Annotated in this window: 13 protein-coding genes; 7 read left to right on the top strand and 6 right to left on the bottom strand. The window is 67.5% G+C overall.

Annotation, left to right across the window (positions count from 1 at the left end; translation table 11 throughout):
- Nucleotides 1-179: 179 nt before the first annotated feature.
- Nucleotides 180-1,418 carry an argininosuccinate synthase gene (locus tag BLQ49_RS03495; RefSeq protein WP_091713348.1) on the top strand — a complete coding sequence of 413 codons (1,239 nt, stop codon included), beginning with the start codon at nucleotides 180-182 and terminating at the stop codon, nucleotides 1,416-1,418.
- Nucleotides 1,419-1,422: 4 nt separating this feature from the next.
- Here the strand turns inward: BLQ49_RS03495 and BLQ49_RS03490 are convergent, their stop codons facing one another.
- Nucleotides 1,423-2,073: a hypothetical protein gene (locus BLQ49_RS03490; RefSeq protein ID WP_091713346.1), complete on the bottom strand. Its 651-nt coding sequence runs from the start codon at nucleotides 2,071-2,073 to the stop codon at nucleotides 1,423-1,425.
- Nucleotides 2,074-2,359: 286 nt separating this feature from the next.
- Here BLQ49_RS03490 and BLQ49_RS03485 point away from each other — a divergent pair, with 286 nt between their 5' ends.
- A complete protein-coding gene (locus tag BLQ49_RS03485; RefSeq protein ID WP_091713345.1) occupies nucleotides 2,360-2,935 on the top strand; it encodes a hypothetical protein in 576 nt (191 codons plus the stop codon).
- Here the strand turns inward: BLQ49_RS03485 and mtgA are convergent.
- A complete protein-coding gene (mtgA, locus tag BLQ49_RS03480) occupies nucleotides 2,913-3,563 on the bottom strand; it encodes a monofunctional biosynthetic peptidoglycan transglycosylase (protein WP_244507443.1) in 651 nt (216 codons plus the stop codon). The genes BLQ49_RS03485 and mtgA overlap by 23 nt on opposite strands.
- A gap of 156 nt (nucleotides 3,564-3,719) precedes the next feature.
- Between mtgA and BLQ49_RS03475 the strand changes: the two genes are divergently transcribed.
- A complete protein-coding gene (locus BLQ49_RS03475) occupies nucleotides 3,720-4,691 on the top strand; it encodes a polyprenyl synthetase family protein (protein WP_091713343.1) in 972 nt (323 codons plus the stop codon).
- 108 nt (nucleotides 4,692-4,799) lie between these two features.
- On the opposite strand, the gene mmsB is transcribed toward BLQ49_RS03475, so the two are convergent.
- From mmsB to BLQ49_RS03455, 4 genes are all read right to left on the bottom strand, one after another.
- Entirely contained in the window at nucleotides 4,800-5,966 is a 1,167-nt protein-coding gene (gene mmsB / locus BLQ49_RS03470; protein WP_167627631.1) for a multiple monosaccharide ABC transporter permease, read from the bottom strand.
- 56 nt (nucleotides 5,967-6,022) lie between these two features.
- Complete coding sequence (mmsA, locus tag BLQ49_RS03465; protein ID WP_091713339.1) at nucleotides 6,023-7,558, bottom strand: multiple monosaccharide ABC transporter ATP-binding protein; 1,536 nt, start codon at nucleotides 7,556-7,558, stop codon at nucleotides 6,023-6,025.
- Between the two features lie 188 nt (nucleotides 7,559-7,746).
- Complete coding sequence (gene chvE, locus BLQ49_RS03460; protein ID WP_244507442.1) at nucleotides 7,747-8,805, bottom strand: multiple monosaccharide ABC transporter substrate-binding protein; 1,059 nt, start codon at nucleotides 8,803-8,805, stop codon at nucleotides 7,747-7,749.
- A gap of 463 nt (nucleotides 8,806-9,268) precedes the next feature.
- On the bottom strand, nucleotides 9,269-10,021 hold the full coding sequence (locus BLQ49_RS03455) for an SDR family oxidoreductase (RefSeq protein ID WP_091713335.1): 753 nt from the start codon (nucleotides 10,019-10,021) through the stop codon (nucleotides 9,269-9,271).
- A gap of 165 nt (nucleotides 10,022-10,186) precedes the next feature.
- Here BLQ49_RS03455 and BLQ49_RS03450 point away from each other — a divergent pair, with 165 nt between their 5' ends.
- The 4 genes from BLQ49_RS03450 to BLQ49_RS03440 all read left to right on the top strand — a co-directional run bounded on the left by BLQ49_RS03450 (nucleotide 10,187) and on the right by BLQ49_RS03440 (nucleotide 13,655).
- A complete protein-coding gene (locus BLQ49_RS03450; protein ID WP_091713334.1) occupies nucleotides 10,187-11,968 on the top strand; it encodes a patatin-like phospholipase family protein in 1,782 nt (593 codons plus the stop codon).
- A gap of 101 nt (nucleotides 11,969-12,069) precedes the next feature.
- Nucleotides 12,070-12,225: a hypothetical protein gene (locus BLQ49_RS29475; RefSeq protein ID WP_167627614.1), complete on the top strand. Its 156-nt coding sequence runs from the start codon at nucleotides 12,070-12,072 to the stop codon at nucleotides 12,223-12,225.
- Nucleotides 12,226-12,268: 43 nt separating this feature from the next.
- Nucleotides 12,269-13,126, top strand: coding sequence for an alpha/beta fold hydrolase (locus tag BLQ49_RS03445; protein WP_091713332.1), 858 nt, complete (start codon nucleotides 12,269-12,271; stop codon nucleotides 13,124-13,126).
- 232 nt (nucleotides 13,127-13,358) lie between these two features.
- Entirely contained in the window at nucleotides 13,359-13,655 is a 297-nt protein-coding gene (locus BLQ49_RS03440) for a hypothetical protein (RefSeq protein WP_091713331.1), read from the top strand.
- Nucleotides 13,656-13,719: the final 64 nt, after the last annotated feature.

The following is a 13,719-nucleotide window of genomic DNA, read 5'->3' as shown; positions in this document are numbered from 1 at the left end:
ACGTTTTCGGGCCTGATCACACGCAATGCCCGCGCCGGTTCTTGCACGTCCGCAAGGCCGCCGTGAGGCGAAACGCGGCCGATCCTTCGGCAAAGGCTACGCGCCACGCGGCACGCCGGTTGCAGGCCAATCCCACCCGCGATAAGCGGCTCAGGCCCCATCCCAGTTCCGGAAGCCGCATGTCCGTCCCCGCGAAAAGCCCCGTGAAGAAGGTCGTGCTGGCCTATTCCGGCGGGCTCGACACATCGATCATCCTGAAGTGGCTGCAGACCACCTACGGCTGCGAGGTCGTGACCTTCACGGCCGATCTCGGCCAGGGTGAGGAGCTGGAGCCGGCCCGGCGCAAGGCCGAACTGCTCGGCATCAAGCCCGAGAACATCTACATCGAGGACCTGCGCGAGGAATTCGTCCGCGACTACGTCTTCCCGATGTTCCGGGCGAACGCGGTCTACGAGGGCGTCTACCTGCTCGGCACCTCGATCGCCCGACCGCTGATCGCCAAGAAGCAGATCGAGATCGCCGAGAAGGTCGGGGCCGACGCGGTCTGCCACGGCGCCACGGGCAAGGGCAACGATCAGGTCCGGTTCGAACTGGGCTACTACGCGCTCAAGCCCGACGTGACGGTGATCGCCCCCTGGCGCGAGTGGGACCTGCGCTCCCGCGAGCAGCTCATCGCCTTCGCCGAGCAGCACCAGATCCCGATCGCCAAGGACAAGCGCGGTGAGAGTCCATTCTCGGTGGATGCCAACCTCCTGCATGCCTCATCCGAGGGCAAGGTGCTGGAGGATCCGGCGGTCGAGGTGCCGGACTACGTCTACTCGCGCACCCTCTCCCCCGAGGAGGCGCCGGACCAGCCGACCGTCATCACGATCGGTTTCGAGCGGGGCGACGCGGTCTCGATCGACGGCGAGACGCTCTCGCCCGCGAGCCTATTGGCGAAGCTCAACGAGCTGGGCCGGGCCAACGGCATCGGCCGGCTCGATCTCGTCGAGAACCGCTTCGTCGGCATGAAGAGCCGCGGCATGTACGAGACGCCGGGTGGCACGATCCTGCTGCCAGCCCACCGCGCCATCGAGTCGATCACGCTGGACCGGGGCGCCGCCCATCTGAAGGACCAGCTCATGCCGCAATACGCGGAGCTGATCTACAACGGCTTCTGGTTCTCGCCGGAGCGCGAGATGATCCAGGCCCTGATCGACAAAAGCCAGGAGAAGGTGACCGGCACGGTGCGGCTGAAGCTCTACAAGGGCGGCGTCCACGTGATCGGCCGCGAGAGCCCGCACTCCCTCTACGACCAGGACCTCGTGACCTTCGAGGAGGGCGCCGTCGCCTACGATCACCGCGACGCGGCGGGCTTCATCAAGCTCAACGCGCTGCGGTTGCGGACCCTGGCGCAGCGGAAGAAGCGCGAGGGTTGAGCCCTCAGGCCGGCTCCCAAACCCGGGAGCCTTCCGGGCGCCGGAAGTCGCCCGGGCCAAGATCGGCATAGCGCAAAAAAATCTGGAGGGCCGGCTGCATCTCGCGATGGAGCCGGACCCGGTGGGTCTCGCTGTCCTCGTCGTCGTTGGCGGCGGCTTCGGGCACAGCGGCGAGATGGCGCGCCATGGCAGCTGTGTAGGTCGCCCCATCACCGTAAGGCCGCTTCGGATCCACGCGCGGCACGTTCGCGGTCGCATCCCAGCCGTAGGCGAGATGCGGGATCAGGGCCAAGTGCTCCGCCGTCACCGCGAAGGTGATGTGCTCAGGCGTCTCGCCGGTCTGCGCGTCCCGGAAGACATCGCCGACCGTGCCGTGGTCGAGCTTGGCCAAGCCATTGTGGTACTGATAGCGACCGGGCTTCAGCTGCGCGTTCTGGGCGAAGACCGCCAGCCCCTGCTCCAGGGACCGGTGCTCCTCCTCGGCGCCCTCGTCGTCGCCGGTGACGTTGGCGATGTCGCCGTCCCGGTCGAGGCTGCCATAGGGGGCGTCCGGATGGATGGTCGGCGCGCCCGGCTCGGCCTCGCCCCAGGCCACGACCATCCGGCGGATCAGGGCGATGCGCTCCAGGGTCAGGTCGTAGACGGCGTCGCTCATGAAAATCGGCCTTGGTCTTGGAACTGGCGCCTGTCTTACAGACCGGATTCGGCGGCTGCTACCGTCGCAGGCTGTCGTTTCCGTCGCGATCCATCCACTCGGCGGCGATTTCGCGTATTGGATCGCCGCGACGATGGCCGAGCCAGTTCTGGTCAGGTCGCGACCGTGCCGTTGCCGGATGCAGCCGCCCGACTTGGCGATTGCCACATCACGCCTTGGCTAAGCTCCCGGCATAACGCATGGCGACAAGTCTCCCGACTCACCTCGGCCACGGTATGATGCCGGCATGCGCCGCCTCGATCGCTACTGTCCGACCTATCAGTTCAGCGAAGTGCATGCCTGCGACGTGGCTGCCGAGCCTGCCGCAATCCTGAATGGCGTCGCCGCCTATCGACCGGCCTCGGACCGCTTCTTCCGTCTCATGATCGGCTTGCGGGAATTGCCGATGCGCGCCCTGGGACGACCGGATATGGCGCGTGCGCCGTTCGGATTGCACGACTTCACGCTGCTCGACCGCAGCGAGAGCGAGATCGTCTACGGGCTGATCGGCCGTTTCTGGCGCCCGGGTTACGGCTTGGAGCCCGTGGCCGACGGCGCAGCGTTCCTGCGGTTCGACGCGCCCCAGGTCGCAAAGCTCGCGCTGGCCTTCGAAGCCCGCCCCGGTCCCGATGGCCGGACCCAGCTCGTCACCGAGACGCGGGTCTCCTGTGCCAGCCGGGCCGCGCGCCTGAAGTTTACACCCTATTGGCTGCTGATCCGTCCGGTCAGCGGCCTGGTGCGCCAGCGGATGCTCGCCGCGATCAAGCGCGATAGCGAGCGCTCTTCCAGTTCGGGACGGATCATCGCCGCAGGCAGCCCGTAAGCCCCTCGACCTGACCCATCATCGCCTGGATCCGCGCGGCGCGGCGGCGCACGCCGGGGGAGGGGCGTCCGGCGCTGCGCAGGATCGGATTCGGCAGGACGGCGGCGAGCAAAGCCGCCTCATTGCGGGTCAGCCGGCTCGCGTCCTTGCCGAACCAGTGCCGGCTGGCCGCCTGCGCGCCGTAGATCCCGTCGCCCCATTCGGCAACGTTCAAGTAAATCTCCATCATGCGCCGCTTGCCCCAGAGAGTGTCGAGGGCGAGCGCCAGCGGGATCTCGACCGCCTTCCGGATGTAGGAGCGGCCGGGCCACAGGAAGACGTTCTTCACCGTCTGCATCGCGAGGGTCGAGGCGCCGCGGCTCGGCGAATCCTCGTCCTCCACCACCTCGCGGATGGCCCCGAAATCCACGCCGTGATCGAGGCAGAAGCGCTGGTCCTCGGAGGCGATCACCGCCAGCGGCAGGGCCGGCGCAATGCCGGAGAGCGAAACCGGATCGCGGCTCACCGGCTGAAGTGTCAACCACCGGCCGAGCATCAGAGTCGACGGCGGCATCACCGCGCTATAGACGAGCGCCAGACCCAGCACGAGGACGAAACCGAGGGCGGGGAGCAGCAACAGCGTCCCCACGACCTGCCGGACACGGCGGGAGCGCCGCGGGCGGGCGCGCGGGAGATTGCGTTCCGCCGCCTCCCCCATGCTTCCCACCCCGCTCACGGTGATTTCGTTCCCGTACAACTGACACGCGATTGGTTTTCGCAAGGCCAGGACCGGACGTAGCGCCCGATGACCACGACCTCCTCAACGCAGGCACAGACCGGTTCGGTCAAGGCTGGCACGCCAGCCGTCGAGTTTACCCACAGGCTGACCGAGGTCGCCGGGACGGTCGAGACCTTCCTGGTCGAGCGCCTCGGCCCGGAGGTCGGCCCCGGCGAGATCGCCCGGCCGCCCCGCCTGATGGAGGCGATGCGGCACGCGGTGCTGGGCGGCGGCAAGCGCCTGCGGCCGTTCCTCGCCATCGAGACCGCCCGGATGCTCGGCGGCTCCGAGGCTGCGGCGCTGGCGGCTGGTGCCGGGATCGAGCTGGTCCATTGCTACAGCCTCGTCCACGACGACCTCCCCGCCATGGACGACGACGACATGCGCCGCGGCAAGCCCACGGTGCACAAGGCCTACGACGAGGCCACCGCGATCCTGGTGGGCGATGCCCTGCAGACGCTGGCCTTCGAGATCGTGGCTGATCCGACCTGGCAGCCCGATGCGCGGATCCGGGCCGACCTCGTGCTCGGCCTCGCCCGGGCCTCGGGCCTCGGCGGCATGGTTGGCGGTCAGCTCCTCGACCTGACCGCCGAGGGCCGGTTCGGCGCGGCCAACATGGATGTGGACGACACCCTGCGGATGCAGGCGATGAAGACCGGCGCGATCCTGGCCTTCTCGGTGGAGGCCGGCGCGATCGTGGGCGGCGCCGATGAGGGCCAGCGCGCGGCCCTGCTGCGCTACGGCCTCGCCCTGGGTCAGGCCTTCCAGATCGCCGACGATATTCTCGACCGGGAAGCCTCACCCGAGGCGATGGGCAAGGCCACCGGCAAGGACAAGGATGCCGGCAAGGCCACGCTGGTCGACCGCCTCGGCATCGACGGCGCGCGAGCCGAATGCGACCGCCTCGTCGGCGTCTGCGAGGACGCGGTCGGCGCCTGGGGCGAGAAGGCCCGCATCCTGCGGGACGCCGCTCGGTTCACGGTGGCGCGCAAGACCTGAGGGCCGCCTCGACCGGCAATCGGTCCGGACTGTTCCTGCGACCTGTGCCTCGAACACGACAACGCCCCGGACTCCCACGAGTCCGGGGCGTTGTCGTATGGCTCCGGCTCAGGCCTTGTTCTTGTTGTAGACGTCGAGGCAGACGGCGGCGAGCAGGACGATCCCCTTGATCACCTGCTGGTAATCGACGCCAATGCCCATAATTGACATGCCGTTGTTCATCACGCCGATGATGAAGGCGCCGATCACCACGCCCGAGACCTTGCCGATGCCGCCGGAGGCCGAGGCGCCGCCGATGAAGCAGGCCGCGATCACGTCGAGCTCGAAGCCCACACCGGCCTTCGGGGTCGCGGTGTTGAGCCGGGCGGCGAAGATCATGCCGGCGAGGCCCGCCAGCGCGCCCATATTGGCGAAGGTCAGGAAGGTCAGCCGCTCGGTCTTGATGCCGGAGAGCCGCGCCGCCTTGATGTTGCCGCCGAGCGCGTAGATCCGCCGTCCGATCGTCGTCCGGGTGGTGACGAAGCTGTAGAGCATCACCAGCACGAACATCACGAGCAGCACGTTCGGCAGGCCGCGGTAATTGCTCATCTGGTAGGCGAAGGCGAGGATCACGATCGTGGCCACGCCGTTGCGGAAGATGAACGACGCCCAGGATTCCACTTCGCCGCCGTTGCGGACCCGCGCGGCGCGGCGGCGCCAGTTCAGGCCGACGAAGGTCGACGCCAGAGCGAGCGCCATCAGCAGCGCAGTCCAGGGGCCGGCGAAGTTGGCAAGGAAGCCCTTGGCGAGGAGCTGGAACACCTCCGGGAACGGGCCGATCGAGGCGCCCTGGAGGAGGGCCAGCGTCATGCCGCGGAACACCAGCATGCCGGCCAGGGTGACGATGAAGCTCGGGATGCCGAGATAGGCCACGAAATAGCCCTGCAGCCCGCCGATCGCGGCGCCCACCGTGAGGCAGAGGATCGTTGCGGTGAACGGATCGATGCCGAACCGCACCATCAGCAGGGCCGCGAGCGCGCCCACGAAGCCGACCACCGAGCCGATCGACAGGTCGATATGGCCCGCCACGATGATGAGCAGCATCCCCAGCGCCATCACCACGACGTAGCTGTTCTGCAGGATGAGGTTGGTGAGGTTCAGCGGCTGGAACAGCACGCCGCCCGTCGTGTACTCGAAGAACAGGGTGATGACCGCCAGCGCGACGACCAATCCGTAGTCGCGCAGATGCGTCATCGGCAGGAGGCCGCGCAGGCCGCGCGGCGCGGGGTCGGACATGGATCCGGTCAGTCCTTCGGTCGCGGGGATCATGGGCTTGCTCGCTGGGGTATCGCTCATCCGTTCAGGTCCTTGGAGCGCATGATCGCGCGCATGATCGCTTCCTGGCTGGCCTCTTCGCGCTGGAACTCGCCCACGAAGCGCCCCTCGTTCATCACGTAGATCCGGTCGCACAGGCCGAGCAGCTCGGGCATCTCGGACGAGATCACCAGCACGCCCCGGCCCTCCTCGGCCAACTCGTTGATGATGCTGTAGATCTCGTATTTGGCGCCGACATCGATGCCGCGCGTCGGCTCATCCAGGATCAGCACCTTGGGCTGTGTGAACAGCCACTTGCTCAGCACGACCTTCTGCTGGTTGCCGCCCGAGAGGTTCACCGTCTGCTGCGCCACCCCGAAGGAGCGGATCCGCATCTTGCTCCGGTAGCCGCTCGCGACCCGGTGCTCGACATCCTCGTCGATCACCGTCGCGGTGGACACGCCTGGCAGGTTGGCCAGCGTCGTGTTCTTGGCGATGTCCTCGCCAAGGACGAGGCCGAGCTGCTTGCGGTCCTCGGTCACGTAGGCGATGCCCGCGGCGATCGCCTTGTCGATCGTCGAGACGTCGACCTCCGCGCCGTCGATCCGGACGGTGCCGCCGATGCCCTGGCCGTAGGACCGCCCGAAGATGCTCATGGCGAGTTCGGTGCGGCCCGAGCCCATCAGCCCGGCAATCCCCACGATCTCGCCCCGGCGTACGGTGAGGTTGACGCCGCGCACCACCGTTCGGTCGGGATGGATCGGGTGGTGGACCGTCCAGTCGCGCACCTCCATCAGCACGTCGCCGATCTTCGGCTCGCGCGTGGGATAGCGACTCGCCAGCGTGCGCCCGACCATGCCCCGGATGATCCGGTCCTCGTCGACGGCTTCGCGCCGGCAATCGAGCGTCTCGACGGTGGTGCCGTCGCGCAGCACGGTGATCCGGTCGGCGACCTTCGAGATCTCGTTCAACTTGTGCGAGATCAGGATCGACGCGATGCCCTGGTCCTTGAAGCGCAGCAGCAGCCGCAGCAGCGCCTCGCTGTCGGTCTCGCTCAAGGACGCGGTCGGCTCGTCGAGGATGAGCAGCTTGACCTTCTTCGACAGGGCCTTGGCGATCTCGACGAGCTGCTGCTTGCCGACGCCCAGATGCGTCACCAGCGTGTCGGGGCTCTCGTTCAGCCCCACGGTGGCCAACAACTCGCGCGCGCGGGTGTAGACCCGATCCTGATCGATGATCCCGAACCGGGCCGGCTCGTTGCCGAGGAAGATGTTCTCGGCGATCGTCAGGAACGGCACCAGCGCCAGTTCCTGGTGGATGATCACGATGCCAAGGCGCTCGCTGTCCGAGATGTCCCGGAAGTGGCCAGGGCGGCCCTCATAGACGATCTCGCCCTCGTACGAGCCGTGCGGATAGACGCCGCTCAGCACCTTCATGAGCGTCGACTTGCCGGCGCCGTTCTCGCCGACCAGGGCGTGGATCTCGGCCGGCGCGACGGAGAGATTGACGTCGTTGAGGGCCTTCACGCCGGGGAAGGACTTGGAAATCCCCCGCATTTCGAGGACGGGCTGCATGCGACCTTCCAGACGGTCTGCGTCACGTCGTGTCCCACCGCAGGGCGATCGGGAACGCCGCGAAGTCCTTGGTTCCATGCGCGCTCAGCCGAACCCACATCACGGTCGGCGGAGGGCGCTTCGGATGGGCCCGCGCCGCCGGAAAGCCGGCGCGGGATCGAAGGGGCCGGCAGCCGGCCCCGCGACGCTCACTTCAGCTGGTCGAGGGTGTAGTAGCCCGAGTCCACGAGGACCGGCTTCCAGTTGTCCTTGGTGACGATGACCGGCGACAGCAGGTAGGACGGCACGACCTTCTTGCCGTTGTTGTAGGTCTTGGTGTCGTTGACCTCCGGCTGCTTGCCGGACTCGATCGCGTCGATCATCGCCACCGTGACCTTCGCGAGCTCGCGGGTGTCCTTGAAGATCGTCGCGGTCTGCTCGCCCGCGATGATCGACTTGACCGATTGCAGCTCGGCGTCCTGACCGCTGATGACAGGCAGCTTCAGATTGCCGGAGCCATAGCCGACGCTCTTCACCGACGAGATGATGGCCGTGGAGATGCCGTCGTAGGGCGAAAGCACCGCGTCGAGATGGGCATTGCCGTAATAGGCCGAGAGCAGGTTATCCATCCGGGCCTGGGCGGTCGCCGGGTCCCAACGCAGGGTCGAGACCTTGTCCATGCCGAACTGGCCGGAGCGAACCACGAGCTTCTTGGCGTCGATATACGGCTTCAGCACCGACATGGCGCCGTCGTAGAAAAAGTATGCGTTATTGTCGTCGGGCGAGCCGCCGAACAGCTCGATGTTGAACGGCCCCTTGCCGTCCTTGAGACCCAGCGCGTCGACGATCGAAGTCGCCTGCTGCACCCCGACCTTGTAGTTATCGAAGGTCGCGTAATAGTCGACGTTTGGCGTCCCCTTGATCAGGCGATCGTAAGCGATGACTTTGACGTCCCTCTCGGCAGCCTTCGACAGCACATCACCGAGGGTCGTCCCGTCGATCGATGCAACCACCAGCACCTTCACGCCCTTCGTGAGCATGTTCTCGATCTGCGCGAGCTGCGTCGGAATATCGTCGTCGGCGTATTGCAGGTCCGGCTTGTAGCCCTTGGCCTGGAGAAGCTTCACGATGTTATTGCCGTCATCGATCCAGCGCTGCGACGACTTCGTCGGCATTGCCACCCCGATTGGATCGCCCCCAGCCGCCCACGCCGACGGCACGGCGGCGGCGCTCAGGAGCGCGGCCCCGAGGATCAACTTGCGTAACATCTGCCTGGCGATCATGACTCCCCCATTCCTCTGTAGTGCCGACGGTTGAAGCTGTCACCACAGCCGGCGCTGAACCTGGAATTCCCAGTTTTATAGTTAAGGCCGCATCGACGTTCGTCTTCTGTCCGGACACCATCGTGGCGAGCGCTGATGATCACCGCCATTTCACGAAGGTGGCATACGAATCACTCGCCAGTGGATTGGAACGTCTTGAACGCGCACGGCCCATGTTTGCGGTATGGCCGCGAAGTCTGCGCGGAAGTGGTAGAATACCCCTCCCAGCTTCGAGGCGGGCTTGATCCCGTCCGTTCTTCCTTAGTTGATTTGTATGAGTTATATCGCAGGTCGTCAATCGCGTTGGGCCGGGCTCAGAGCCAACGGACCCGACATACGCACAGCGATGATCGAAGCGCGCCTTCGGAACCTGAAATCGCAGCCGGCGGCGCGGGAGACCGGCCGCCGCTCAGCCGCGGCCGACGAACGGCATTTTGGTCGCCATGATCGTCATGAACTGGACGTTGGCTTCGAGGGGTAGGCTCGCCATCGTCAGCACCGCCTGGCCGACATGGCCGGGATCCATCACCGCTTCGGCGCGCAGCGAACCATCCGCCTGGGGAACGCCGGCCTTCATCTTGCCGCCCATCGGCGTATCGGCGTTGCCGATGTCGATCTGCCCGCAGGCAATGTCGTAGGCACGCCCGTCGAGCGAAGTCGCCTTGGTGAGGCCGGTGACCGCGTGCTTGGTCGCCGTGTAGGCGATCGAGTTCGGCCGCGGGGCATGCGCCGAGATCGAGCCATTGTTGATGATCCGTCCGCCCCGCGGGTCCTGATCGCGCATGATCCGGAAGGCGTGCTGCGTGCACAGGAACAGAGCGGTCAGGTTGGTATCGATCACCTGCCGCCACGTCTCGAGGGGCAAGTCTTCCAGGGGTACGGCCGGCGCGCCGATACCGGCATTGTTGAACAGCAGGTCGAGACGGCCGAACGCATCCCGCGTGCGGGCGAACAGGTTGGCGATCGAATCCGGGTCGGTGACGTCGGTGGGCACCACGAGCGACCGGTCATTTCCGATCTCGGCCGCCACCTCTTCGAGCGGGGCCGGACGTCGTCCGGACAGGACCACGCGCCACCCGGCGCCGGCGAGCGCGACGGCTGCAGCCCGACCGACCCCCGTCCCCGCCCCGGTCACGATCGCGATTCGACCCGCCACCGACATGCGCTCCTCCCGGTTTCTGTCCCGACCGGCTGTATCGGATGGCGACCGCCGCGCGAAGGCACCGGCGTTTCAGAAACGGCGTGCGGTCACGGAGGCGGTCGGGCCGATTGGCGGCGCTATGTTGGGCGGAAACCGAATGACGAGAGAGCCCCGAATGATGCGGCGATGCCCGACGACAGCGAGGCCCACGCCCATCGATACGGTGGTGAAGGCGTGAGTGCGCCCGAAATCCCGTTCCTGGCCGGGCTCGACCCGGCCGCCATCGAGGCCGTGCGCGCCCGCATGGTGCCGGTGGCGGTACCGGCCGGCAAGATCCTGTTCGAGCAGGGCGCGCCGGGGGACGCGCTCTACACGCTGGTCTCCGGCGTCGTCGGTGTCGCGGCGCGGGATCACAACGGGAGGCCGACCCGGATCGCACGCCTGCGGCCGCCCGAGATCTTCGGCGAGATGGCGCTCCTGTCCGATGCGCCCCGGGCAGCCACGGTGATCGCCCTGCGCGACGCCCACCTGCTGCAGCTCACCCGCGACGCCTTCGAGACGGTGATCGCCGAGCACCCGCACACGCTCCTCTACCTCGCCAGGATGCTCGCGGACCGCCTGCGCACCCTCTACGAGGGCTACTCGGTGCATCATGCCCCGCGGAACTTCACGATCCTGGCGGTGACGGACGGGCCCGACACGGAGGGTTTCGCGCGGAAGCTCGCGGGTGCGTTCGACACGGTCCTGCCTGGCGAAACCGGCTGCCTGACCGATTGGCCCGACACGGCCGATGAGGCTTGGTTCCAGGCCTATGAGGGCCGGCACGCGCGTACGATCTTCGCAGCCCGCGAGATCGATTGCCCGTGGTGCCGGCAGAGCCAGCGCCGGGGCGACCATGTCCTGCTGCTCGCCGAGCCCGGCGCGGCGCCGCGGCCGGGGGCGGCGGAGTATCTGGAGCGGGTGCGCTCTGACTGGATCCGCATGGACCTCGTCATCCGTCAGGATCCCGGGGCGAAGCGCCCGAAACCGCTGCATCCGGCCGTCGCCGCTTTGCCCGTTGCGCTGCGGATCCAGCTCCGCGACGGCCGCCCGGCGGATCTTCAGCGGCTCGCGCGGCTCGCCAGCGGTGCCGGCCGGGGGCTCGTGCTCGGCGGCGGCGGCGCCCGGGGGCTCGCCCATCTGGGTGTCCTGCGAGCCCTCGACGAGGTGTCCTGCGCGCCGGACTTCGTAGGCGGTACCAGCATGGGGGCCATCATCGCGGCGAGCCTGGCCATGGATTGGAGCCTGGCCGAGATTCAGGAGCAGACCGAGGCGTTCTTCGCCACCGACAACCCGATCAACGATTACACGCTGCCGCTCCACGCCCTGACCCGGGGCGCCAAGGTCGATGCCGGCCTCGCGGCGCGCTACGGGGGGGCGCGCATCGAGGATCTGTGGCTGCCCTTCTTCTGCGTCTCCTCGAATCTCACCACGGGCGACACGATGGTCCACCGCTCGGGCGATCTGGCGCAGGCCCTGCGCGCCAGCATCGCCATCCCGGGCCTGCTGCCGCCGGTACTCTGCGACGAAGGGGTGCTGGTCGATGGCGGCATGATGAACAACCTTCCGGCCGACGTGGCGGCCGAGCTTGAACGCGGCCCAGTCCTCGCCGTGGATGTCGGCAGCGACCGGGCGTTCCAGGACATGCCCCGCCGCGGCTGGACAGGCCGCCTCATGCGCAAGCTGATCGGCTCGCCCCTGGCGATGCCGGGACTTGCACCGCTGCTGCTGCGCGCCGCAACCGTGTCGAGCGACGCCCAGAGCCTGATGGCGGCCACCCATGCGACTGCGGTGCTGAAGCCCCAGCTTTCCGGCATCGACCTCCGGGCTTGGTCGCGTTTCCGGGAGTCGGCCGAGCTTGGCTACCGGGAGGCCCGCTCAAATCTCGAGGCGGGCAAACTGGATCGCTGGCTCGATCCCCTGCGGTAACCTGTCCGCGTGCGGCAGCGCACCCGGGCGCCCCGCATACCTGTAACCCCTGGGACGCGGCGCCGATCTCATCTGCAGGATCGTCTTCAGAGTTCGACGCCATGTCCCGACCCGCCACGCACTCATCTGCTCCAACGACCGGCCTGCTGCAGGGGGCGGCCTTCGTCCTGCTCTGCCTCTGGACCCGGACCTCACCCGACCGTCTGCGCGACCAGCTCTCGCCGGAGAGCGGCACCTGCGCCACCCTGGGCTTCTGACGGGACCCCGGGCACCTGTCCGGATCAAGGAGCGCGAAAGCCCATGGATGTCGCAGGTGTGAGCTTTCGCCGGATCGGGTTGCCGAACCTCAGTCTGCACGTCGCTGAGGCGGGCCCCGAGGCGGGGTTGCCGACCATCCTGCTGCACGGGTTCCCGGAATTCTGGTACGGGTGGCGCCATCAGATCGGTCCGCTCGCCGCGGCCGGCTTGCGCGTCGTCGTACCGGACCAGCGCGGCTACGGCCTCAGCGACAAGCCGCGCGGGATCGCCGCCTATCACTTGGATCGGCTGGCCGACGACGTGGTCGCACTCGCCGACGCCTGCGGCTTTCCGACGGTTCGGCTGGTGGGCCATGATTGGGGCGGTCTCGTCGCGTGGTGGGTGGCGAGCCGGCATCCGGAGCGGATCGACCGGCTGGCGATCCTGAACGCGCCGCATCCCGGCATCGTCGGGGCGTATATGCGACACCATCCCGGCCAGATGCTGCGCAGCTACTATGTCGGGCTGTTTCAGCTCCCAGGCCTGCCCGAGCGTCTGCTCACCGCTGATCGAGGCCGGGCCTTGCGGCGGGCGCTCATCAGCACCAGCCGGCCGGGGGCCTTCGCGGCCGCCGATCTCGACCGCTACGTCGAGAGCTGGTCGCAGCCGGGCGCGATGATCGCGATGGTGAACTGGTATCGGGCGCTTGTGCGGTTGCCCCGGGCGACGCCGCCCCGGGTCCGGGTGCCTGCCCTGGTCCTCTGGGGCCGGCAGGATACCGCCCTCCAAGCTGGCTTAGCCGAGGCGAGCCTCGATCTCTGCGACGACGGCCGGATCCGCTGGTATGACCGCGCCACCCACTGGCTCGCGCATGAGGAGCCGGACGCGGTGAATGCCGATCTCCTCGAATTCCTCGCCTGAGATGCCCGGGCGGATCTTGTCTCCACGCCGGTGAATCACGCACGACGACGCGTTTCGCTTTTCAGTCTCTGCACATCGCTCAAGCCAGAATAGCCCCTGTCGAGACTGAGTGTTCTTTTAATCCGGAGCCACGATAAAATAAGTCTCCGAAACATTGGCGCAATTCAGGAACTTACCGATCACCAAAATCTTTGGAGGGTTATTCATCAGAGCAGACCGGAGTTTTCCGACAATGTCTTTTCGCACCTTCCTGACCGCGGGCTTGATCGCCGGGGGCCTCGTGATCGGTACGACCGCCGCCCAGGCTGTCCCCGCGATGCCGCAGACCGGCTTGGCCGGCGACGGCATGGTCGAGACCGTCACGATGCACCATCGCCAACACTGCATGCATCGGCACGGCTATGGCCGCCACGAGCGCCGGATGCGCCGGCACAACACCCGGCGGCACGGAAACCCGAATGCGAAGAACCCCGCCCTGCAGGGCCACCAGCAGAACCTCGGCAACACGACGAACGGCCCGCGCTACTGAAGGCGTCCCGGGCCGGCCTGCCCCCGGCCCGGGCTCATCCACCGCTGCGGCAGCTTCTCCCCAG

It is taken from the genome of Methylobacterium phyllostachyos (assembly GCF_900103445.1).
In the GTDB taxonomy this organism is placed as follows: Bacteria; Pseudomonadota; Alphaproteobacteria; order Rhizobiales; family Beijerinckiaceae; genus Methylobacterium; species Methylobacterium phyllostachyos.
Note: the sequence above shows the minus strand (reverse complement) of the source record. Positions and strands in the feature narration are given on the sequence as shown.

What these genes read in the sequence shown, in the direction of transcription:
- chvE (WP_244507442.1), bottom strand. Translation starts at nt 8,805, where the DNA reads ATGTTACGCAAGTTGATCCTCGGGGCCGCGCTCCTGAGCGCCGCCGCC.
- BLQ49_RS03485 (WP_091713345.1), top strand. Translation starts at nt 2,360, where the DNA reads ATGCGCCGCCTCGATCGCTACTGTCCGACCTATCAGTTCAGCGAAGTG.
- BLQ49_RS03440 (WP_091713331.1), top strand. Translation starts at nt 13,359, where the DNA reads ATGTCTTTTCGCACCTTCCTGACCGCGGGCTTGATCGCCGGGGGCCTC.
- mmsB (WP_167627631.1), bottom strand. Translation starts at nt 5,966, where the DNA reads ATGTCCGACCCCGCGCCGCGCGGCCTGCGCGGCCTCCTGCCGATGACG.
- mmsA (WP_091713339.1), bottom strand. Translation starts at nt 7,558, where the DNA reads ATGCAGCCCGTCCTCGAAATGCGGGGGATTTCCAAGTCCTTCCCCGGC.
- BLQ49_RS03495 (WP_091713348.1), top strand. Translation starts at nt 180, where the DNA reads ATGTCCGTCCCCGCGAAAAGCCCCGTGAAGAAGGTCGTGCTGGCCTAT.
- BLQ49_RS03490 (WP_091713346.1), bottom strand. Translation starts at nt 2,073, where the DNA reads ATGAGCGACGCCGTCTACGACCTGACCCTGGAGCGCATCGCCCTGATC.
- BLQ49_RS03450 (WP_091713334.1), top strand. Translation starts at nt 10,187, where the DNA reads ATGCCCGACGACAGCGAGGCCCACGCCCATCGATACGGTGGTGAAGGC.
- BLQ49_RS03445 (WP_091713332.1), top strand. Translation starts at nt 12,269, where the DNA reads ATGGATGTCGCAGGTGTGAGCTTTCGCCGGATCGGGTTGCCGAACCTC.
- BLQ49_RS29475 (WP_167627614.1), top strand. Translation starts at nt 12,070, where the DNA reads ATGTCCCGACCCGCCACGCACTCATCTGCTCCAACGACCGGCCTGCTG.
- BLQ49_RS03475 (WP_091713343.1), top strand. Translation starts at nt 3,720, where the DNA reads ATGACCACGACCTCCTCAACGCAGGCACAGACCGGTTCGGTCAAGGCT.
- BLQ49_RS03455 (WP_091713335.1), bottom strand. Translation starts at nt 10,021, where the DNA reads ATGTCGGTGGCGGGTCGAATCGCGATCGTGACCGGGGCGGGGACGGGG.